This is a genomic window from Streptococcus pseudopneumoniae, assembly GCF_038148935.1.
Lineage (GTDB): Bacteria > Bacillota > Bacilli > Lactobacillales > Streptococcaceae > Streptococcus > Streptococcus pseudopneumoniae_U.
In genome coordinates this window covers 17,336-39,798 of record NZ_JBBJZX010000009.1, presented here as the reverse complement: position 1 = coordinate 39,798, position 22,463 = coordinate 17,336, and the positions used below count along the sequence as shown (strand labels likewise).

General features: G+C 42.6%; 21 protein-coding genes. 2 read left to right on the top strand and 19 right to left on the bottom strand.

Features of this window, described 5'->3' with window-relative positions; all coding sequences use genetic code 11:
• Positions 1-73: 73 nt before the first annotated feature.
• Positions 74-1,708 (bottom strand): hypothetical protein, encoded by a 1,635-nt coding sequence (locus WKI42_RS02160; protein ID WP_368081062.1) that lies wholly within the window; start codon positions 1,706-1,708, stop codon positions 74-76.
• Complete coding sequence (locus tag WKI42_RS02155; protein WP_368081061.1) at positions 1,689-2,438, bottom strand: ABC transporter ATP-binding protein; 750 nt, start codon at positions 2,436-2,438, stop codon at positions 1,689-1,691. Before WKI42_RS02155 ends, WKI42_RS02160 begins: the two co-directional genes overlap by 20 nt.
• A gap of 178 nt (positions 2,439-2,616) precedes the next feature.
• Here WKI42_RS02155 and WKI42_RS02150 point away from each other — a divergent pair, with 178 nt between their 5' ends.
• Entirely contained in the window at positions 2,617-4,071 is a 1,455-nt protein-coding gene (locus WKI42_RS02150; protein ID WP_173275845.1) for an alpha-amylase, read from the top strand.
• 195 nt (positions 4,072-4,266) lie between these two features.
• On the opposite strand, the gene alaS is transcribed toward WKI42_RS02150, so the two are convergent.
• From alaS to budA, 10 genes are all read right to left on the bottom strand, one after another.
• On the bottom strand, positions 4,267-6,885 hold the full coding sequence (alaS, locus tag WKI42_RS02145) for an alanine--tRNA ligase (protein ID WP_368081060.1): 2,619 nt from the start codon (positions 6,883-6,885) through the stop codon (positions 4,267-4,269).
• A 21-nt stretch (positions 6,886-6,906) separates the two neighbouring features.
• On the bottom strand, positions 6,907-7,392 hold the full coding sequence (locus WKI42_RS02140; RefSeq protein ID WP_023939760.1) for an LURP-one-related/scramblase family protein: 486 nt from the start codon (positions 7,390-7,392) through the stop codon (positions 6,907-6,909).
• A gap of 365 nt (positions 7,393-7,757) precedes the next feature.
• Complete coding sequence (locus tag WKI42_RS02135) at positions 7,758-8,393, bottom strand: PBECR4 domain-containing protein (RefSeq protein ID WP_023942881.1); 636 nt, start codon at positions 8,391-8,393, stop codon at positions 7,758-7,760.
• 287 nt (positions 8,394-8,680) lie between these two features.
• Positions 8,681-9,751 carry an ABC transporter substrate-binding protein gene (locus WKI42_RS02130; RefSeq protein WP_112444112.1) on the bottom strand — a complete coding sequence of 357 codons (1,071 nt, stop codon included), beginning with the start codon at positions 9,749-9,751 and terminating at the stop codon, positions 8,681-8,683.
• On the bottom strand, positions 9,748-10,521 hold the full coding sequence (locus WKI42_RS02125; RefSeq protein WP_368081059.1) for an ABC transporter permease: 774 nt from the start codon (positions 10,519-10,521) through the stop codon (positions 9,748-9,750). Before WKI42_RS02125 ends, WKI42_RS02130 begins: the two co-directional genes overlap by 4 nt.
• Positions 10,518-11,324, bottom strand: coding sequence for an ABC transporter permease (locus WKI42_RS02120; RefSeq protein ID WP_000753801.1), 807 nt, complete (start codon positions 11,322-11,324; stop codon positions 10,518-10,520). The genes WKI42_RS02125 and WKI42_RS02120 overlap by 4 nt, the downstream gene beginning before the upstream one ends.
• Positions 11,305-12,462 carry an ABC transporter ATP-binding protein gene (locus WKI42_RS02115; protein WP_000742895.1) on the bottom strand — a complete coding sequence of 386 codons (1,158 nt, stop codon included), beginning with the start codon at positions 12,460-12,462 and terminating at the stop codon, positions 11,305-11,307. Before WKI42_RS02115 ends, WKI42_RS02120 begins: the two co-directional genes overlap by 20 nt.
• A gap of 159 nt (positions 12,463-12,621) precedes the next feature.
• The gene (gene murB / locus WKI42_RS02110) at positions 12,622-13,527 is read right to left on the bottom strand and encodes a UDP-N-acetylmuramate dehydrogenase (protein WP_173306722.1); all 906 of its coding nucleotides are present in this window, start codon (positions 13,525-13,527) and stop codon (positions 12,622-12,624) included.
• A gap of 109 nt (positions 13,528-13,636) precedes the next feature.
• The gene (locus WKI42_RS02105; protein WP_173306721.1) at positions 13,637-14,389 is read right to left on the bottom strand and encodes a YhfC family intramembrane metalloprotease; all 753 of its coding nucleotides are present in this window, start codon (positions 14,387-14,389) and stop codon (positions 13,637-13,639) included.
• A 9-nt stretch (positions 14,390-14,398) separates the two neighbouring features.
• Entirely contained in the window at positions 14,399-15,130 is a 732-nt protein-coding gene (budA, locus tag WKI42_RS02100; protein WP_000360311.1) for an acetolactate decarboxylase, read from the bottom strand.
• A 141-nt stretch (positions 15,131-15,271) separates the two neighbouring features.
• On the opposite strand from budA, the gene WKI42_RS02095 reads away from it, so the two are divergent.
• Positions 15,272-16,543, top strand: coding sequence for a PLP-dependent aminotransferase family protein (locus WKI42_RS02095; RefSeq protein ID WP_368081058.1), 1,272 nt, complete (start codon positions 15,272-15,274; stop codon positions 16,541-16,543).
• Positions 16,544-16,562: 19 nt separating this feature from the next.
• Here WKI42_RS02095 and WKI42_RS02090 read toward each other — a convergent pair whose 3' ends face one another.
• The 7 genes from WKI42_RS02090 to WKI42_RS02060 form a co-directional block, all read right to left on the bottom strand.
• Entirely contained in the window at positions 16,563-17,378 is an 816-nt protein-coding gene (locus WKI42_RS02090) for an ABC transporter substrate-binding protein (protein WP_368081057.1), read from the bottom strand.
• A 157-nt stretch (positions 17,379-17,535) separates the two neighbouring features.
• On the bottom strand, positions 17,536-18,189 hold the full coding sequence (gene phoU / locus WKI42_RS02085) for a phosphate signaling complex protein PhoU (protein ID WP_368079301.1): 654 nt from the start codon (positions 18,187-18,189) through the stop codon (positions 17,536-17,538).
• A gap of 11 nt (positions 18,190-18,200) precedes the next feature.
• A complete protein-coding gene (gene pstB / locus WKI42_RS02080; protein WP_000133484.1) occupies positions 18,201-18,959 on the bottom strand; it encodes a phosphate ABC transporter ATP-binding protein PstB in 759 nt (252 codons plus the stop codon).
• A gap of 12 nt (positions 18,960-18,971) precedes the next feature.
• Positions 18,972-19,775, bottom strand: coding sequence for a phosphate ABC transporter ATP-binding protein PstB (gene pstB / locus WKI42_RS02075; protein ID WP_020900241.1), 804 nt, complete (start codon positions 19,773-19,775; stop codon positions 18,972-18,974).
• A gap of 10 nt (positions 19,776-19,785) precedes the next feature.
• The gene (gene pstA, locus WKI42_RS02070; RefSeq protein WP_000543046.1) at positions 19,786-20,670 is read right to left on the bottom strand and encodes a phosphate ABC transporter permease PstA; all 885 of its coding nucleotides are present in this window, start codon (positions 20,668-20,670) and stop codon (positions 19,786-19,788) included.
• A complete protein-coding gene (gene pstC / locus WKI42_RS02065; RefSeq protein ID WP_368081056.1) occupies positions 20,660-21,577 on the bottom strand; it encodes a phosphate ABC transporter permease subunit PstC in 918 nt (305 codons plus the stop codon). The genes pstA and pstC overlap by 11 nt, the downstream gene beginning before the upstream one ends.
• Positions 21,577-22,455, bottom strand: a complete 879-nt coding sequence (locus WKI42_RS02060) for a phosphate ABC transporter substrate-binding protein PstS family protein (protein ID WP_368081055.1) — start codon at positions 22,453-22,455, stop codon at positions 21,577-21,579. The genes pstC and WKI42_RS02060 overlap by 1 nt, the downstream gene beginning before the upstream one ends.
• Positions 22,456-22,463: the final 8 nt, after the last annotated feature.

Genomic DNA, 22,463 nt, shown 5'->3' with positions numbered 1-22,463 from the left:
ATTTACAACTACATTCTAACAAACTATAAAAGCGTTTGTCGAATTGAATTTATCAAGCAAGCGACCAACTATCTCATCTTTTTTCTATTTCTGTCAATATGCGTGACAGGTAGTAATGATAGCCAAAAATAGCAAGAGCAAGCAAGAGGATAAGAACTCCTACTCCCAAGCTGATGGCAAGGACAGGGGCGAGAGACCGAACCAAGAATAAGCTCCCTATTACAAGGGCCATTAAGATTGCACTATAAATAAAAATCAAAACAATTGCGACTATACGATTTGAACGGTTCACCAGGTCCGTAATGTTACTCCAATTGGTTGACAGATTTTTCACGTCCTTAAGGTAATGGTGGCAAGAAAGGATGACACTGGCAAGGATCCATGCCACAAGAAGGTAAATCATCGAAAGGATGGGCAAGCCTAGATATAGAGAAAGGCCAAGTAAAGTCAGAACTGGTAAAAAGGACTGGACAGCAAATATAATCCAAAATTTCACTTTCACATAACGAGCAAAGTCAAAGGGTAAACTCTTCAGAAAATCAACATTTTCCCTCTCCAAGGACAAGGCAATTGAATGCAGGCTGGTGATATTGTTATTGACAACTGCTATAAACACTCCTACAAAAAACAAGGGTAACCAGTATGGAGGATGAATGTCTGGAACTATCTGAGAATCTCGGATTTTGGAAATCAGACCGATCATCATGAGATAAGGAAGGAAAGCACTTGTAAAAAGCACTGTAACCACGCCAGTCCCCTGTCCCAAGAGGGTGAGGTGGTAGCGTAAAACCATGCGGAAAAATCCCTTTTTAGTAGTTGAAATTCTCTCCTTGCTGCGACGTTCTTTTTTGACCTTCTCCTCACTATTAAGCAGGATAACGTCATAAAAACGAGGAAGGACCTTCTTTTTGGTCAGATAAAGCAGGAAGAGAGTTAGTCCTATCCAAGCTAGCAGACCCAGTATGGCTTCAGTCGAAAAAGGGTCCACTGCTATTTTGTAAAAGATATGAAGAGGATAAAGGAGAAATGGAATGTCTCTAACTTTGTCAACAATACTTCCAAAAGTCGACTGTAGAAAGAGGACAAATATTAAAGGTATGAGAACTCCTATCCCAATCATCACATTGGCAAAAATAGACTGATACTTTCTGAAGACCGTAGTCTGAGCCAAGAAATGTACTGCCACTACCATCACTAAAGTAACAGAGACAAATAATAAGGTCAAGGACAGCAGCATCAAAGGCAAGCCCAGCCAAAGAGAAGGAGCTAGCCTAATGTAGAGAACCAGAAAATAAGCTAGAATTGGTACAATTCCAGCTAGAGCTGGCAAGAGGACAGACAAACCTTTAGCGATTATAATCTCTGATTCTTTAAAGGCATAGGGCCTATACGATACCAAATCCTTACTCTCATAAAAGACATTGTAAAATGCAGTGAAAGAAGTTGAAAAGGCAAGCACCAGTAAAACAGCAACCATGCTACTAAAAAAACTTGGCATTTCCTCAAAAGGAAAACGAAAGGCTATATTTATAAACATGAAAAGCATCAAGAGACTGGAAAAAATGTAAGAACTTAGGACTCTAGCGGAAACATTTACTTTTTTCCCAGGATTCTTAGCCTGCTTCTTTCGTAGGTTAGCCAGATTAGCTTCTTGAGATGAATAGAGGATATTGATATCAACTAATTTTTTAATGACCTTGAGACGCATCTGCAACCTCCTCTTTTCTACCAGCAAGGCTAAGGTAGATACTTTCCAAAGACTGGTCTGGATGGTCTTTTCTCAAGTCCTCTACACTACCACAATAAATCAGATGCCCCTTTTTCAAAATGGCAATCCGATTACAGACTTGCTCAGCTACCTCTAGGACATGGGTTGAAAACAAGACTGTCTTGCCTTTTTGCGCATGCTCCTTCATCATCTGCTTCAAATCAAAGGCAGCCTGGGGATCCAAACCAGTCAAGGGTTCGTCCAAAACCCAAATATCGGGATCAGACAAGAGTGCTCCGATGACAAAAACTTTCTGACGCATTCCATGAGAAAGGGTTTCAATAACCTGATAACGATTTTCAGCAAAATCAAAAACACTCAATAGCCTAGCTAGACTAGCCTCCAAGTCAGAGCTAGTCAGATCATAGGATGAGGCAAGTAATTCCCAAAATTCATTGGCCGTTAAGCGTAAAAATAAGTCAGGCGAGTCTGCTACGTAGCCAATCTTTCGTTTGATAGCCAAGCGATTTTCCGATAACTCCTGACCATCTACCAAAATACGACCACTGCTGGGCGAAATGATACTGACTAAGGATTTTATGGTGGTCGATTTCCCAGCACCATTATGGCCAATCAAGCCCATAATCTCCCCATTTTCAATCTGCAAATTGAGATTGTTCAAGGCCTCTTTATCACCATACAACTTACTAACATTTTGAAATTCAATCATGGGATGACTCCTATCTTTATCTATATTACATACTATTATACTAGCACTTTGATACAAAAAAATCAATACTTTATTTTAAGTAGATACAATAGTTTCCTTCTATCTTACGCAAACGTTTGCGCCAAGAGATACTTTATGATAGAATAAAGAACAAGATTCACAAGTAAGAGGAAACATCATGCAAAATCAAACACTCATGCAATACTTTGAATGGTATCTGCCCCATGACGGTCAGCACTGGACGCATCTGGCTGAAGATGCTCCACACCTAGCTCATCTGGGGATTAGCCACGTCTGGATGCCACCAGCTTTTAAGGCAACCAATGAAAAAGATGTAGGTTATGGGGTCTATGATTTATTTGACTTAGGAGAGTTCAACCAAAAAGGGACTGTCCGCACCAAGTATGGTTTCAAAGAAGACTATCTTCAAGCCATTCAAGCCCTTAAAGCACAGGGAATTCAACCTATGGCCGATGTAGTTCTCAACCATAAGGCTGCTGCCGATCACATGGAAGCCTTTCAGGTCATCGAAGTGGACCCTGTAGACCGTACGGTTGAACTTGGAGACCCCTTCACCATCAATGGCTGGACTAGCTTTACCTTCGATGGTCGCCAAGATACCTACAATGACTTCCACTGGCATTGGTACCACTTCACAGGTACAGACTACGATGCCAAACGCCGTAAGTCTGGGATTTATCTGATTCAAGGGGATAATAAGGGCTGGGCAAATGAGGAATTGGTCGATAACGAAAACGGTAACTACGACTACCTCATGTATGCCGACCTAGATTTTAAACATCCTGAAGTCATCCAAAATATCTATGACTGGGCTGATTGGTTCATGGAAACGACTGGTGTAGCTGGTTTCCGCTTGGATGCCGTTAAGCACATTGACTCTTTCTTCATGAGCAATTTCATCCGCGATATGAAGGAAAAATACGGTGAGGATTTCTATGTTTTTGGTGAATTTTGGAATCCAGACAAGGAAGCCAATCTGGACTATCTTGAAAAAACGGAAGAACGCTTTGACCTTGTCGATGTTCGTCTCCATCAGAATCTCTTTGATGCTAGCCGAGCAGGTTCCAACTATGACCTTCGTGGCATTTTCACAGATAGCTTGGTGGAACTCAAGCCTGACAAGGCTGTAACCTTTGTCGATAACCACGATACACAACGAGGTCAGGCTCTTGAGTCTACCGTTGAAGAATGGTTCAAGCCAGCAGCCTATGCCCTCATTCTATTACGCCAAAATGGCCTTCCATGTGTCTTTTACGGCGACTACTATGGGATTTCAGGGCAATATGCTCAAGAAGATTTCAAAGAAGTCCTTGACCGCCTCCTAACCATCCGAAAAGATTTGGCCTATGGAGAACAAACAAACTACTTTGACCACGCTAACTGTATCGGTTGGGTACGTTCAGGTGCTGAAAATCAATCCCCAATCGCAGTCTTGATTTCAAATGACCAAGAAAACAGCAAATCAATGTTTGTCGGCCAAGAATGGGTTAACCAAACCTTTGTAGATTTACTTGGAAACCACCAAGGTCAAGTTACAATTGATGAGGAAGGTTATGGACAATTCCCAGTCTCAGCTGCTTCGGTAAGTGTCTGGGCAGCCAATACAATCTAATTGCCAATGATTATTAAGTCAGATCCAATCGGATTTGGCTTTTTTCTATTCACAAAAAAGACCTACCCAAATGGATAGATCTTTATACTCAATGAAAATCAAAAAGCAAACTAGGAAGCTAGCCGCAGGCTGTACTTGAGTACGGCAAGGTGAAGCTGACATTGTTTGAAGAGATTTTCGGAGAGTATTACTTGATTACAATTTACCTGCTACTGCATCCAACAATTCTTGGATTTTAGCTTGGTTGCTTCCTCCTGCCATGGCCATGTCTGGTTTACCACCACCACGTCCATCGACGATTGGTGCCAATTCTTTGACAAGGTTTCCTGCATGAAGGTCTTTTGTCTTGCTTGCTACAAGGACATTGACTTTGTCACCGATAGCGGCAACTAGGACAAGAAGATCAGAGTAGTCTTTTTGTTTCCAGTTGTCCGCAAAGGTACGAAGAGCACCTGCATCTGATACAGAAACTTGGCTAGCAATGTAACGGTGACCGTTGACTTCCTTAACATCCTTGAAGATGTCTCCTGCGGCTGCAGCTGCGGCTTTTTCCTTCAACTCAGCATTTTCTTTTTGCAATTGACGAAGTTGTTCTTGAAGTCCTTCTACTTTATGAGGCACTTCCTTGACTTGAGGTGCTTTCAAGGTTGCTGCGACGGCTTTAAGAGCGTCTTCTTGTTCACGGTAGGCTTCAAAGGCTTCCTTACCAGTTACAGCCAAGATACGGCGAGTTCCTGATCCGATCCCTTCTTCTTTGACAATCTTGAAGAGACCAATTTCAGAAGTGTTGCCAACGTGAGTACCACCACAAAGCTCGATAGAGTAGTCACCGATAGTCACGACACGGACTTCCTTGCCGTATTTCTCACCAAAGAGGGCCATAGCTCCCATTTCTTTGGCAGTGTCAATATCCGTTTCAACTGTCTTCACTTCAAGAGCTTCCCAGATTTTTTCGTTGACTTGCTGCTCAATCGCACGCAATTCTTCAGCAGTTACTGCTTGGAAGTGGGTAAAGTCAAAGCGAAGGAATTCAACTTCGTTAAGAGATCCTGCTTGTGTCGCATGGTTTCCAAGAATGTTGTGAAGAGCAGCGTGAAGCAAGTGAGTCGCAGTGTGGTTTTTCATAACACGGTGACGACGATTTGTATCAATTGCCAAGGTATATTCTTGGTTCAAAGCAAGCGGTGCAAGAACATCAACAGTGTGAAGGGCTTGTCCATTCGGAGCTTTTTGAACATTTGTCACAGTAGCCACAACTGAACCAGCCTCATCCAAGATTTGACCGTGGTCAGCTACTTGTCCACCCATTTCAGCGTAGAATGGAGTCTCTGCAAAGATCAGAGAGGCAGTTCCTTCTGATACAGCTTCTACTTCTGCATTGTCAGCCACGATAGCCACCAATTTAGAAGATAATTGGCTAGCATTGTAGTTGAAGACACTTTCCACTGTGATGTTTTGAAGGGTTTCGTTTTGCATGCCCATTGAACCACCCTTGACAGCTGACGCACGCGCGCGTTCTTGCTGTTCTTTCATGGCTGCTTCAAATCCTTCACGGTCCACAGTCATACCAGCTTCTTCAGCGATTTCTTCAGTCAGTTCAACTGGGAATCCATAAGTGTCATAAAGTTTGAAGACATCTGAACCAGCGATGACAGATTGACCTTTTTCTTTCAAGTCTGCCACAATGCCTTGGGCAAAGTGTTGACCTGAGTGAAGGGTACGAGCAAATGATTCTTCTTCACTCTTAACGATTTTTTCGATAAAGTCACGTTTTTCAAGCACTTCTGGGTAGTAGCTTTCCATGATTTTTCCAACGGTTGGAACGAGTTTGTAAAGGAAAGGCTCGTTGATACCCAATTTTTGACCATGCATAGAAGCACGACGGAGAAGACGACGAAGGACGTAACCACGACCTTCATTTCCTGGAAGGGCACCATCACCGATGGCAAATGAAAGGGAACGGATGTGGTCAGCGATAACCTTAAAGCTCATGTTGTCGCCATCTTGGTCATAGACCTTACCAGACAATTTCTCCACTTCACGAATGATTGGCATGAAGAGGTCTGTTTCGAAGTTGGTCTTAGCCCCTTGGATAACAGCCACCAAACGCTCCAAACCAGCTCCCGTATCAATGTTCTTGTGTGGTAATTCCTTATACTCGCTACGAGGAACAGCAGGATCCGCATTAAATTGTGACAAAACGATGTTCCAGATTTCGATATAACGGTCGTTTTCGATATCTTCTGCAAGAAGACGCAGACCGATATTTTCTGGGTCAAATGCTTCTCCACGGTCAAAGAAGATTTCTGTATCTGGTCCAGAAGGTCCTGCACCGATTTCCCAGAAGTTATCCTCGATTGGAATCAAGTGACTTGGATCCACTCCTACCTCAATCCAGCGGTTGTAAGAATCTTTATCATCTGGATAGTAGGTCATGTAAAGTTTTTCAGCAGGGAAATCAAACCACTCAGGGCTTGTCAAAAGCTCATAAGCCCAAGTGATCGCTTCGTCACGGAAGTAATCACCGATAGAGAAGTTCCCCAACATTTCAAACATGGTATGGTGACGCGCAGTCTTCCCTACGTTTTCGATATCGTTAGTACGAATAGCCTTTTGGGCATTGGTAATACGTGGATTTTCAGGGATAATGGTCCCGTCAAAATATTTCTTAAGGGTTGCTACCCCAGAGTTGATCCACAAAAGAGTTGGGTCATTTACAGGAACCAAACTTACTGATGGTTCTACTGAGTGACCTTTGGTCGCCCAGAAATCAAGCCACATTTGGCGTACTTGTGCACTAGATAGTTGTTTCATATTGTCTCCTTATTTACTTGTTTAATGTGATTGGCTTTCCAGCATTTCCACATAGTCAATCGCAACACAGAGGGAAATGACTAGGTCTGCATAAGCGTCCTCAAGAACCGTTACGGTATAGGTAGAGGTCAGATGGAAGAGTTCCTTCTTAATTTCCGCAATCAGCTGATCGCGATCATCCAGCAATTTGAAATTCAAATCCCAGATATTGCCCTCGATACGAAGACCCAAATTATCAAACTCATACTTATCTCGCCAGAAGGTCAACTTCTTGCGAATGACAAAACTCGAGCCATCCCGAAGCTGAATTTCAAATCGAGGAAGCAAGGTCAAGATTTCTTTACTGATCTGACTAACCTGTTCACCATTAGCATCATAGATGGTAAAGGTTTTGGGAATCTTAAAGAATGATCCCTCCACCTGATAGGTGATTTCTCCTCTGTCATCCTTGATAGCGAAGCGTTCGCCTCCAAGACGAAACTTTTGTTTGACAAGAAATGTTTTCATCAACACCTCCAAAAACCAAAAGACAAGCTCATATCACGAAGGGCGAAAAACCGCGGTACCACCTTCATTCAATGAACTTGTCATTCTCTTGTTCTTATGCAATTGTATGATTGAGTAGCATGACTTTCTAGCTTAGATGGCTCGCAGCACCGCCATTTCTCTGGACTAAGACAAGTGAAAATCAATTCTCAACCTTCTTATTATATCGTTTTTTTAAGCTTGCGTCAACTGGAAATGATTCTTATTTCCAGCGTCATGCTTAGGATTGCTATTGGCTTCACAGTTAGCTGGTGCCCCTAACGGACCTACATCTCAGATATCTGATATACCTGTCATACTCAAAATAGCTCTCTAAACCAAATGAACTATCTGTCGTATAATGTAACAATTCTAGCCCCCTGTATTTTTTCAACCTTCAATAGCTTAATGGGGGTTTGGTTCATTTCATAGTGTTTTGCACTACGCCCTTCTGGCAACTCAGCCTGTATTTTTCTTCTAAAAACTGAAACAGGATAGCAAATATCAGTGTTCTTAACCTTCTTATCATATTTATCAAACAAAAAATAAAATTCTTTATCTCTATGTTGAAAATGCAATAAATACTTTGCTTTAATCTTCGACCCAATTTTATTTGGGTCAAAATAATACAATCCCTTTAAATTAACACTTATATTTTCTAGCATCGTATAAATTAAATTCAGAGAAGTTGCTCTAGATAAAAATGCAGCCTTATGTTGAGATGTATCTTTATCTAAATCATAAAAAGTGATATGATTCCCCAAAATTTGGTTATATATCCTCTGAGCCCCATTACCATTGAAGCACTTAACTTTATCTATTCCTTTTAGTTTGTGCAAACCTATAAGATGATGAAAATTTGGTTCCGTGAAGCTTAACTCAATATATTTTTCTATAGTCTGTTTGGAGACGGTCTGAGTGATAGTAAATTTGTATTGAGTATCCATCAACGTTCTGTAACTAAGAATTAAATTTCTTAACATACTGTACCTTTTCTCAAAAAAATAAAGAGGCTATTTACACCTCTTCCTACGATATATTTATTCATCTGCTTGCGGAAAATATATAAAACCCAAATAAGCCTATCTACGAACTACTGACCAAAACAGACCGACCAGTAATTCTTTGGCTACGCTAAAAGCGATAGTTTTCTTCTACGAATCTTATTATATTAGATTCTTAACAATTTGTCAAGCAAAATCAAAAAGCTGCTTATTAGTTAGGAAAAAAACGAACCAGCTTGACTGATTCGTTTTATTACATCTAACTCCTACTTCCGATACATTTTAAACTGTAGGAAGAGGTCGCTATATTTTCCTGTCCATTTATGGTCAAATTTCTCATAAACTTCTAGGTGTTTCATAGTTTCAGCATCTGGATAGAAGGCCTTGTCTTCTTTTTTCTCCTCTGGGAGTAATTCCTTAGCTGGTAGGTTTGGTGTTGAATAGCCGACATACTCTGCATTTTTGAGAGCATTTTCAGGTTTCAACATAAAGTTAATAAAGGCATAGGCTGCGTCTTGGTTTTTAACTGTTTTGGGAATGACCATATTGTCGAACCAAAGGTTGCTGGCTTCTGTCGGTACCACATAGCGTAGGTTTTCATTTTTTTCTAACATTTGGCTGGCTTCACCAGAGAAGGTCACACCGATAGCAGCGTTGTTCTGAATCATATAGCCCTTCATCTCATCCGCCACAATAGCCTTGATATTTGGAGTCAGCTTGTAGAGCTTATCCACTGTCTCTTCCAACTGCTGGGTATCCTTGGAGTTGAGGCTGTAGCCTAGCGAGTTGAGTCCTAGTCCCAGTACCTCACGCGCCCCATCAAAGAGCATGATAGAGTTCTTATACTCTGGTTTCCAGAGGTCATCCCAATGCTCAGGCGCTTCCTCTACCATGGTTTCATTGTAAACAATTCCCAAGGTTCCCCAGAAGTAAGGGATGGAGAATTTATTGCCTGGGTCAAAGGACTGGTTGAGGAACTCTGGTCCGATATTTTCAAGACCTTCAAGTTTTGAATAGTCAAGCGGTACCAAGAGGTCTTCGTCCTTCATCTTGTTAATCATGTATTCACTAGGAATGGCAATATCGTAGGTCGTTCCACCCTGCTTGATTTTGGTATACATGGCTTCGTTGGAGTCAAAAGTCTCATACTGGACTTGGATTCCTGTCTCTTCAGTAAATTGCTCCAAGAGTTCTGGATCGATATAGTCTCCCCAGTTGTAGATAACCAGTTTTTGACTATCCCGGCTATTGATTTTACTATCTAAATGCGTCGCAATTCCCCACAAGACCAGGATAATGGCTACAATTCCTGCTAAAAATGAATAGAGTTTTTTCATGCTTGCTCCTCCTTCTCACGTGAGATAAAGTAATATCCAACAACTAGGATAATACTAAAGAGAAAGACAAGGGCAGACAGGGCATTGATTTCTAGCGAAATCCCCTTGCGAGCACGAGAGTAAATCTCGACTGACAGGGTTGAAAAGCCATTTCCCGTTACGAAGAAGGTCACGGCAAAATCATCTAGAGAATAGGTGAAAGCCATGAAATAACCTGCAATGATAGACGGAGTCAGATAAGGAAGCATGATTTCCTTGAACATCTGAAATTGACTAGCACCAAGGTCATAGGCCGCATGAATCATGTCACCGTTCATTTCCTTGAGACGAGGCAAAACCATCAAGACCACGATAGGAATGGAGAAGGCCACATGACTAGATAGAACAGTCAAAAAGCCAAGTGAAAACTTGAGTTGGGTAAAGAGAATCAAGAAGCTGGCACCAATCATAACATCAGGCGCAACCATGAGGATATTATTGAGTGAAAGAAAGGCTTCTTGGTATTTCTTACGAGACTGGTAGATGTAAATGGCACCAAAAGTCCCGATAACAGTCGCAATCAAGGCTGATAGGAAGGCCAAGAAAAATGTCTGAGTCACAATCAACATAAGACGACCATCACTAAACATAGTTTTAAAATGGCTCAAGCTAAAGCCTGTAAAGCTGTTCATGTCGTTGCCTGCATTAAAGGCATAACCAATCAGGTAAAAGATAGGCAGGTAGAGGACAAGAAAGACCAGTCCCAGATAAAGGTTGGCAAATTTTTTCATCGTTCTCTCCTTTCCTTGGTCACCCACATAGTGATGAACATGGTCAGGATGAGAATCACACCGATGGTTGAACCCATACCGTAGTTGTCATTGGTTAGGAAATTCTGTTCAATAGCCGTTCCCAGCGTAATAACACGGTTCCCACCAATCAAACGGGTCAGCATGAAGAGACTCAAGCTGGGGATAAAGACAGACTGAACTCCACTTCGCACGCCGTTCATAGACAGAGGAAAGATGACATGACGGAAAGTCTCCCACTTGGTCGCACCTAGGTCATAGCTGGCATTGATGAGGTTGTTATCCATATCATCCAAGACATTGAAAATCGGCAAAATCATAAAGGGAAGCTCGATGTAGCTAGCGACAAAGATAAAGGAGAAATCGGTAAAGAGCAACTGTTGCGAACCAATTCCGATAAATTCCAAGAATTGGTTAATAGAGCCATTCTGACCAAAAATCCCGATAAAAGCATAGGCTTTAAGGAGCAAATTGATCCAGGTAGGCAGGATAATCAGCATGAGCCAGAGTTGACGATGCTTGAGACGAGTCAAAAAGAGGGCTGTCGGATAGCTGATAAGCAGGGTTACAAAGGTCACAATCCCTGCATAGAGTACAGAGTTGAAACTCATTTTTAGGTAGGTCAAGTTTTGTGACGCAAAGTAAGATTTATAGTTTTCTAAACTGAATTGTCCTTCAATATTAAAAAAGGATTGACCGAAAATCAAGACCAAGGGCGCAAGGACAAAGAGTGCAATCCAAAGCATGTAGGGCACTACAAAGAGTTTAGAGCTTGTTTTCTTCATCTCTTTCCTCCTCGATTGCATTGATCAGACCTGCTTCTTGCTCTTCGATTTCCACATATTCTTCGATACGGGCATCGAACTCTTCTTCTGTTTCATTGAGACGCATGATGTGGATGTCTTCTGGTTCAAAATCCAGACCGATTTCCTCACCCACGATGGCCTTACGGGTTGAGTGGATCATCCATTCATTTCCAAGTTCGTCATAGGCGATAATTTCATAGTGCACCCCACGGAAGAGCTGGGTATCGACCTTAACTTGGAGCTTGCCTTCTTCAGGAAGGGTAATACGCAAGTCCTCTGGACGAATGACAACCTCGACAGGCTCATTTGGCTTCATCCCACCATCGACCGCTTCAAAGCGTTTGCCGTTAAACTCAACCAAGTAGTCCTCAATCATGGTTCCTGGCAAGATATTTGACTCACCGATAAAGGTGGCAACAAAGTGGTTGATTGGCTCATCGTAGATGTCCACAGGTGTTCCAGACTGGACAATCTCGCCATCATTCATAACGAAAATCCAGTCACTCATGGCCAGCGCTTCTTCCTGATCGTGAGTGACAAAGACAAAGGTAATGCCCAATCGTTGTTGCAATTCACGGAGCTCGTACTGCATGTCTGTTCTTAATTTCAAGTCCAGCGCTGACAGGGGCTCGTCCAACAAGACCACACGAGGTTGGTTGATGATGGCACGGGCAATAGCCACACGCTGACGTTGTCCTCCAGAAAGTTTACGAATGGAACGTTTTTCGTAACCTTCCAACTGAACCATCTTGAGAACTTCCGCTACGCGTTTCTCGATTTCTTTCTTGTCAATTTTACGCAAGCGAAGTGGAAAGGCAACATTTTCAAACACATTCATATGTGGAAACAAGGCATAGGATTGGAAGACCGTATGGACGTCTCGCTTGTTGGTTGGGATGTCATTGATACGGACACCATCCAGCAAAATATCTCCTGTCGTCGCATCCAGTAAACCTGCAATGATGTTAAGGATAGTTGATTTCCCTGAACCAGACGCGCCTAGAAGAGTATAGAACTTCCCTTCTTCCAACTCAAAGTTGATGTCTTTGAGAACCTTGGTGTTGCTGTCTTCAAAAACTTTTGAGACGTTTTTGAATTCAATAATTGGTTTTTTCAATTGTCATTTATTCCTTCTTTTTCATAGATTAACAGATCAGGGCTCTGTCAGGCCGCCACTACCTCGTGTAGGAGATTAAACTGCCTACATTCTTCTGCACTAACGATAGGCTTTCACCCCCTTTCCATGACATAGCAGCAGCTTTTCAACTACAGCTTCCTACTTGCTTTCACCTAAAATACGGACTTCTCTTTCAAGCGTGATACCTGAGTGTTCCTTGACTTTTTCGATAACAGACTCAATCAAGTCCTCGTAGTCTTTGGCCGTTCCATCTGCGACATTGATCATAAATCCTGCGTGCTTTTCAGACACTTCTACGCCACCGATACGATAGCCTTTCAAACCAGCTTCTGAAATTAACTGACCTGCAAAATGCCCAACAGGACGCTTAAATACCGAACCACAAGATGGATATTCCAAAGGTTGCTTGAGTTCACGTAGGTGCGTCAAGCGGTCCATTTCCTGCTTGATAACCTGATGGGTTCCTGGGGCTAGGGCAAATTTAGCTGACAAGACAACTGCACCAGACTCCTGAATGGCTGAATGGCGGTAACCAAAAGCCAAATCCTTGACAGACAGGGTCTCGATTTCTCCATCCTTGGTCAAGACCTTACAAGACTGCAAGATGTGGGCAATCTCGCCACCATAGGCACCCGCATTCATAAAGACAGCACCACCAACGCTTCCAGGAATGCCACAAGCAAACTCGAAACCCGTCAAACTATGACGAAGGGCAATGCGAGTTGTTTCAATCAAGTTAGCACCAGCTTCTGCTTCAATGGTATAGCCATCAACGGAAACGTTATTGAGCTTGTCACACAAGATGACAAATCCACGAATCCCACCATCACGAACGATGATGTTGCTGGCATTTCCAAGAACCATCCAAGGAATATTTTCTTGATTGGCAAATTTAACAACACGCGCCAACTCAAAACGATTTCGTGGAAAGACCAAATAATCGGCCTCTCCACCTACTTTTGTATAACTATAGCTATGCAAGGGTTCCTTAAAACGGATATCAATTCCTTCTAGGATTTCAAGCATTTTTTCTCTTACAGACATGTCACTCTTCCTTTTACAAAATTCATTCCATTATACCATTTTTAAGACCATTTGACGACCCTAAAAAAATCTTAGGCTTATTTTAAACAAAAAAGAGGTTTCCCCCTTTTTATGATTTTTTGCAAAAAATTGCCTTTGTTCCATAGGCAACCAGAACAAGTTCAAGTGCTAAGACAACTTCAACCAAGACTGGATTTGTCAACCAGCCAACTTGGACTAGAGATGGTGCCAGATCAAAGAAGGCATGTAGGCCATAGGCTGCTAGGAGATAAATCCATTTCTTCTGGCGAACAGCTTGGTAAACCCAAACAGTCAAGAGTAATTGGAAACCTAGGGCCAAGATTCGCTCAAAACCAAGCAAATAAATCTGCCAGACTGATAGAGACTGAATAGTTTTCAACATATTTTCAGACAGCAATTGCATGACCTGTGGATCCTGAGTTTGAACCGCCGAAAGCACGAAGTAGAGATTGAGTAAACTAGTAAGGCCTAGGAAAATTAATTCCAAGCCACCATGCCCCAGTCCATAAGCCAAGGCGTCTGCCTTTTCCAAACTTCTCTTTTTCTCCAACCATTTGAAGAAAACAAGTCGAGCAGTTTCCTCAAAAAATGCTGCCATGGCTAGGCCATAGATGATATAGACAAGCGGATGGTCTTGCAAAAGGGCAATACTGCCGTCCTTTTGAGGATGCAAAACCAAGATATGCACCAGTTTTTCCAAAATCTGTGAAGAGACAAAGAAGGCGACAGCCCCCAAACCCAAGACAGCTAGATTGATCTGGTATTTCTTTTTGGCATACCAAATGCTTCCTATCAAGAAAGCCAGTAACAGCAACATGGTAATGATAATATGAATGGTCATTTTCTTCTCCTATTCCGCCTTTTCAATATCTTTTTTCATCTCGTCAACATTGAACTTAGCAAACAAGTATTGACGGTCTTGAACTGGGAAACGTTGGTCCAACTGGTCAACAGCTCCCACCTCGATAATGCCTTCCTTGATGACAAAGTCCATGACATGCCCACCGAAGGTCAAGTCATCTGAGATGAAGTGGAGATGGTAGCCTGCCACACTGACCCCATGGAAAATCTCTGGCGTCCAGAAACCAACGATGGTTCCCGCCACATTGTCACGACTATATTCAGGTTGATGGGTTGCGACATCAGCAAACTTGGTATCTGGTGTCGACTTGGGAATCATGCGCACATGCATATGTGAAAATTCCCCACGAATCTTGATAGAGCGGAAAAGATTTTCCCCATCATAATAAGACTCAATTCGCTCTTCCAATTCCTTGTCCGTCATCTCAAAGCGCTGGCGGAAAATGACTTCTGCCTGATGCGGTACTACTGCTGCGTAAGGAATAAGGGCATCTGGTGACACTTCTACAATTTCCGGTTGCTCTCCTGAGCCTTTGGCCTGATAAGCCTTGCCATCTAAGACAATCAATTCTCCATCAATGGAATCCAAGGTTCCCAAACCAAGGTCACCATGTTCTAGCAATTCTCCTACTGTCATAGTACCACCATAAAGGCCAGCCATCAAGGCTCCAAGAGTATTGTATTGAAATAATTTCACTGGTTCCTGCACGTTCTTATCCATTCACTTTCTTGTCTGTTATTCTATAAATCTTACTCCTAAGTATACCACATTTGCCCCTAGATGTGAACGAGAGAAACACCCTAGACATTGCCAAGAAAGAAAAAAAAGGGTACAATGTAACAAAATCAAGGGAGGTCTGGAATGAAGAAACTAAGCAAGTACCAAGAGGTTGTTTCCTATCTGAAAAACGGTATCGAGTCTGGACGTTTTCCAACGGGAAGTCGCCTGCCTTCTATCCGTCAACTGAGCCTTGACTTTCACTGTAGCAAGGACACCATTCAACGAGCCCTGCTGGAATTACGGCACGAACAATACCTCTATGCCAAACCCCAGAGTGGCTATTATGTTCTAGAACAAGGACAACATCAAGACCTAGAAATCGAGGTTACCGATGAACATGCCAGTGCCTATGACGATTTCCGACTCTGTATCAATGAAACCTTGATTGGACGGGAGAACTACCTCTTCAACTACTATGACAACCAAGAAGGATTAGAAGACTTAAGACAATCCATTCATAAACTCCTCTTTGACCAAGCCCTCTACTGCAAGGCTGACCAACTGGTACTGACTTCTGGGACCCAACAAGCCCTTTTCATCCTCTCTCAAATTTCCTTTCCTAGCCAAGCCAAGGAAATCTTGGTGGAACAGCCGACCTACCATCGAATGAATCGCCTCTTGATTGCTCAGGGGCTGGACTATCAAACGATTGAACGAGGCATTGATGGAATTGACTTGGAGGAACTGGAAGTCCATTTCAAGACAGGAAAGATCAAGTTTTTCTATACCATTCCTCGTTTTCACTATCCTCTGGGGCATTCCTATTCTGAACAGGACAAACGGGCTATTCTTGACTTAGCTTCCAAGTATGGTGTCTATATCGTAGAGGACGACTATCTGGGGGATTTGGACTCTAAAAAGGGGCAGACCTTCCACTATCTGGATACAGAGGAGCGGGTCATTTACATCAAGTCCTTCTCAACCAGCCTCTTTCCAGCCCTGAGGATTACGGCACTCATTCTTCCAAATGCTATCAAAGAAGCCTTTGTAACCTACAAAAATATCCTAGATTACGACAGCAACCTCATCATGCAAAAGGCCCTGTCACTCTATATTGACAGTCAATTGTTTGAGAAAAACCGTCTAGCTCGCTTGTCAAATCAGGAAGCTTACCAAAAACAAATCGAGGAAAGACTAGCTAACACTCCTTGTCCCCTTCCTCATTATCCCCTACACGATGGTTTGCTGCTAGACCTGAGACAGTATCCTAAAATCGCTAGTCTCAAACACAGCCAGCTGGGCTTGGACTTCTTTGAAGAGGCTTACTTGGATGCCTGTCCTTATCAATTTGCCAAGGTGTCCTTAGACAATCTGGAAAAGGTTTTAAACTATTTAAAAGCAGAATTGGAATGATCTCCAACTCTGCTTTTTCTTATTCTTCAACTTCTGTTAAGGTTGCTGCCTTTTCAAGATATTTTTGGTAGGTACCGTCATCCTTGAGTTTTTGGATAACCTTGTCCACCACTTCTTTCAAATCAGCACTATTTTTTCTAAGGGCAACTGCATTAGCTTCGCCGTCCTTCATCTTCAAGCTGACAGTTGCGACAGCTAAGTCGGCGTTTTTAGCAGCATAGCTAAGGGCAACAGGTTCATCCATATGAACAGCATCTACTTTTCCAGCCTGTAATTCATTGACAGCTTCCCCCATATTGGTTAGGGAAGTTAATTGAGCTTTTGGCAATTGTTCCTTGACCATTGATTCAGGAACAGTCCCTTTTTGGGCTGCAATATTAGCACTTTCAAGGCTAGTTAAATCCTTGTATTTTTCTACATCAGCCTTACGAACCAAGAAACTAATCTTGTTTTCATAGTAAGGGATTGAAAAATCAAAGACTTCTTTTCTCTCGTCAGTAGCGCTAATTCCTGCAACTGCTAGATCAGCCTTACCAGTTTGAAGACTGGTCAAGACGTTGTCAAAACTCATGCTTGAAATTTCTAACTTCACCCCAAGTTCATCAGCGATAGCTTGAGCCATATCAATATCCGCACCGACTACCTGGTTTTTTCCGTCAACTAAAGATTGAAATTCAAAAGGTGCATAGTCAGGACTGGTCGCCACAACTAATTTCCCCTTTTGCTTAATGGCTTCAACAGCTGACTGAGAACCATTAGAACCCGACTTGCAAGCTACTAAAAAGAAACTGGCAAGAAAACTACATAAAACAAATATCCATTTTTTTGATTTCATAAATAAACAACCTCTCTATTAATTTTGTATAATTATAACGCTATTCAAGTTACTTGTCAAGTGTTTTTTGGATTTTTATCTTAAAAATATTTTTTTCATTCAAGAAAAGGAGCTGTCTGTTGATTTCAAGCTCCTTTTTATACAGATTGAACCTGTTTTATAGTTCGACAATCTTACCTGTTTCAAAGTAAACAACCCATTCACAGATATTTTTAGCATAGTCTCCAATACGTTCTAAGAAGGCAATTACTTGGAAGTAATCACGGCCTGTAACGATGGCATCTGGATTTTTCTTGATTTCTTCTGTAGCCAAGTCACGAATGCTATCAAAGTAATGGTTGATTTTTTCATCCATGGCTGCTACTTCATAGGCATGGTCCACTGAACCATTCAGATAGAGTTCAAGGGCTGCTTCGACGAAGTTCTTGACATCGCGACCCATTCTCTTGATTTCTTCTTCAACAGCTGGGATGCGTTGCTCTCCTTTCATACGAATTGCCGCCTTGGCAATGGAAACGGCATGGTCCCCCATACGTTCCAAGTCAGATACAGCCTTCAAGACTGTCAAAACAGTACGCAAGTCCTGAGAAACGGGTTGTTGAAGAGCAATCATTTCAAATGATTTCTTTTCCAATTTCACTTCGTATTCGTTTACTTCTGCATCGTCTTCGATGACTTCCTTGGCCAAATCACGGTCATGCGTAACAAAGGCACGCACTGTACGATTGATTTGGGATAGCACTTCTTGTCCCATAGCGTAGAACTGGTTGTGCAATTTCTCTAAATCTTCTTCAAATTGAGAACGTAACATCATTTATCTCCTTATCCAAATTTTCCTGAAATATAATCTTCTGTTTCCTTGTGTTGTGGGTTTAGGAACATCTTCTTGGTATCGTTAAACTCAATCAAATCTCCATCTAGGAAAAATCCTGTCTTGTCAGAAATACGAGAGGCTTGTTGCATGGAACGCGTAACCAAGAGCATGGTGTATTTATCTTTTAAGCCATACAAGGTTTCCTCAATCTTCCCAGCAGAGATAGGGTCCAAGGCTGAAGTTGGTTCATCCAAGAGAATGATTTTAGGACTGGTTGCCAAGACACGGGCAACACAAACACGTTGTTGTTGTCCACCTGAAAGCCCGATAGCTGAATCATGCAGGCGATCCTTGACCTCGTCCCAGATAGAAGCTCGTTGTAGGGCTTTTTCTACCGCTTCATCCAGAACCTGCTTATCCTTCACTCCATTGATACGAAGCCCGTAAACAACATTTTCGTAGATAGACATAGGGAAGGGGTTTGGTTGTTGGAAAACCATGCCGATTTCCTTCCGCAACTCAACTGTATCTGTACGTGGACTGTAGATATTGTGACCGTTGTATACCACTGAACCAGTTGTGGTTACCTCTGGATTGAGATCCCCCATGCGGTTGATAGCCTTTAGGAGGGTTGACTTCCCTGATCCAGATGGACCAATCAAGGCTGTAATTTCCTTAGGTTGGAAAGATAGGGAAACACTATTCAAGGCCTTCTTTTGATTGTAGTAAACGGACAGGTCTGAAACCTGTAAAATCGCTTCTGTCATACTGTTTCCTTTCTATCCAAAGTGTCCTGTTACGTAGTCATTGGTTGACTGTAGTTTCGCATTTTGGAAAATATTAGACGTCTTATCATACTCGATCAAGTCACCCAAGTAGAAAAATCCTGTGTAGTCACTAGCACGCGCAGCCTGCTGCATACTGTGGGTCACGATAATGATGGTAAAGTCCTTCTTTAATTCCAACATGGTTTCTTCCAGCTGGGCTGTCGCAATCGGATCCAAGGCAGACGCTGGCTCATCCATCAAGAGAATATCTGGTTTAACAGAAATAGCACGAGCGATACAAAGACGTTGCTGCTGACCACCTGATAAGGTCAAGGCCGACTTGTGCAAATCGTCTTTGACCTGGTCCCAAAGGGCAGCCTGACGAAGAGAGGTTTCCACAATTTCATCCAAGACTTGCTTGTCCTTAACCCCTGCACGTTCATGAGCAAAAGTAATGTTGCGGTAGATAGACTTGGCAAAGGGATTTGGGCGTTGGAAGACCATTCCAATGTGCTTACGCATCTCATAAACATTGATTTCTGGACGGTTGACATCAATCCCTTGATAGAGGATTTGACCTGTTACCTTGGCAATATCAATGGTATCATTCATACGGTTGAGACTGCGGAGGTAGGTTGATTTCCCTGAACCAGAAGGGCCAATTAAGGCCGTGATTTTATTTTTTTCAAATTGCATATCGATGCCCTTGATGGATTCTTTTTTACCGTAGTAAACATGTAAATCCTTAGTAGAGAGGGCCACTTTCTCTTCAGGAAAGGTGATGATATGCTTTTCATCCCAATTATATTTTGACATGGCTTCTCCTTTAGGCAGCGGTTAATTTCTTATGTAGGTAGCTTCCAAGTTTACGGGCTCCAAAGTTAAAGATGAGGATAAAGATGAGGAGCACGGCTGCAGAACCTGCTGATACGATAGTTCCATCAGGAATAGTACCTTCACTATTGACTTTCCAGATGTGGACAGCCAAGGTTTCTGCTTGACGGAAGATAGAGATTGGGCTGGTCACACTGAGAATATTCCAGTTAGACCAGTCAAGAGCTGGAGCGGATTGTCCTGCAGTATAGATCAAAGCAGCAGCCTCACCAAAGATACGACCAGAGGCCAAGACAACCCCAGTCACAATACCTGGAAGAGCTTCTGGAATGACCACATGGACCACAGTCTCCCAACGAGAAATCCCAAGGGCCAGACCAGCCTCACGCTGCGTATGGTGAACGTGTTTCAAGCTGTCTTCAACATTACGCGTCATCTGAGGCAGGTTAAAGACCGTCAAGGCCAAGGCACCTGAGATGATTGAAAATCCATACTCAAACTGAACTACAAAGATCAAGTAACCAAAGAGACCTACAACCACTGATGGCAGTGAAGACAAGATTTCAATACAGGTTCTGACAAAATTGGTCACAGGACCTTTTTTGGCGTATTCAGCTAGGAAAATCCCAGCTCCCATAGACAAGGGCACAGAAATAATCAAGGTAATGACCAAAAGGAAGAAGGAATTATAGAGCTGAATTCCAATCCCTCCACCTGCTTGGTAAGAAGAGGATTTGCCAGTCAAGAAAGACCAAGAGATGTGGGGCAAACCACGAACCAAGATATAAAGAATCAAGGATGCCAAGATGGCAACGATAATTCCTGCAATCGAGTAGAGGACAGCTGTTGCAATTTTATCTAATTTCTTAGCGTGCATAGTTTTTCTTTCCTCTTTCTTTCGTAATCAATTTAATCACACTGTTGAAGGCCAAACTCATCAAGAGCAAGACTAAGGCCAAGGACCAGAGAACGTTATTATCAACTGTTCCCATAACGGTATTTCCGATACCCATGGTCAAAACAGAGGTTAAGGTCGCAGCAGGTGTTGTCAATGAAGTTGGGACTACGGCTGAGTTTCCAACCACCATCTGAATGGCCAAGGCCTCACCAAAGGCACGCGCCATTCCAAATACCACTGCTGTAAAAATCCCTGAACGCGCCGCCTTCAAGGTCACGCGCCAGATAGTTTGCCAACGAGTTGCCCCCATAGCCAAACTAGCTTCGCGGTAATGACGAGGCACCGCACGCAAACTGTCCGTTGTCATAAAGGTTACCGTCGGTAAAATCATGACAAAGAGAACGAAAATCCCTGACAAAATCCCAAAACCAGTTCCACCAAAGACACTACGGACAAAGGGAACTACGACCTGCAAACCGATAAATCCATACACAACGGAAGGAATCCCGACTAGCAATTCAATGGCTGGTTGCAAGATTCTAGCACCTTTTGGTGAGACCTCCGTCATAAAGACTGCCGCACCGATGGCAAAAGGAGTTGCGATAAGAGCTGATAGGATTGTGACAATAAAGGAACCCAAAATCATGGGAAGGGCACCAAATTGTTTACCTGAAGGATTCCAAGTTTGGCCAAAAAGGAAATCAAAGATATTAACTCCATTGATAAAGAAGGTCGACAAGCCTTTTTGAGCTACAAAAATCAAAATCATAGCCACAATAATGACAATCAAAGACAGACAGACAAAGGTCAAGCTTTTTCCTAGTTTCTCTAGACGAGAGTTCTTTGAGGGAGAAAGTAATTTTTTAGCTAATTCTTCTTGATTCATTATTGACTCCCTTCTAGTGCTGTCACCGTTCCTACAGCATCTTTTTCAACCTTCATTTCCTTTACAGAAATATAGCCCATTCCCTTAACGATTCCACTTTGCGCTTCATCTGAGAGGACAAAGTTGAGAAATTCTGCCACCAATTCATTCGGTTGTCCTAGGGTATACATGTGTTCATAAGACCATAAAGGCCAGTTATTGCTTGTAACATTTTCTGCAATTGGCTCATAGCCATTCAACTTCATGCGTTTAACCGATTCATCCACATAGGCAAAGGCTAGGTAAGAAATGGCTCCTGGTGTCTGGGAAACAATGTTTTTGACCATCCCATTTGAATCCTGTTCTTGACTCTGCACGGCAGATTGACCATCCATGACAACACTATCAAAGGTTGCACGCGAACCAGAACTTGCCGCGCGGTTGATAATGGAAATGGCTAGGTCTTTCCCACCTACCTCTTTCCAGTTGGTTACTTGACCTGTGAAGATGCTACGGAGTTGTTCAGTTGTCAGATTTTCAACATCAACTTCCTTGTTCACAATAACTGCCAAGCCCGCTACAGCAACCTTATGGTCCACTAGAGCGGATGCGTTGATACCGTCTTTTTCCTCGGCAAATACGTCTGAATTTCCTACATCAACGGCTCCAGACTGAACCTGAGACAAACCTGTACCAGATCCTCCACCTTGGACGTTGACTGTTTTTCCAACGTGCATAGAGCCAAATTCATCTGCTACTGCTTCGACCAAGGGCTGAAGAGCCGTTGAGCCAACAGCTGTCATGGATTCCCCACGATCAATCCAGCTAGCACATCCCGCCAAAGAACCTGCCAGCAAAAGAGCTGCAAGGGATAGAGCGAGTTTTTTCCTTTTTTTCACTGTTTTTC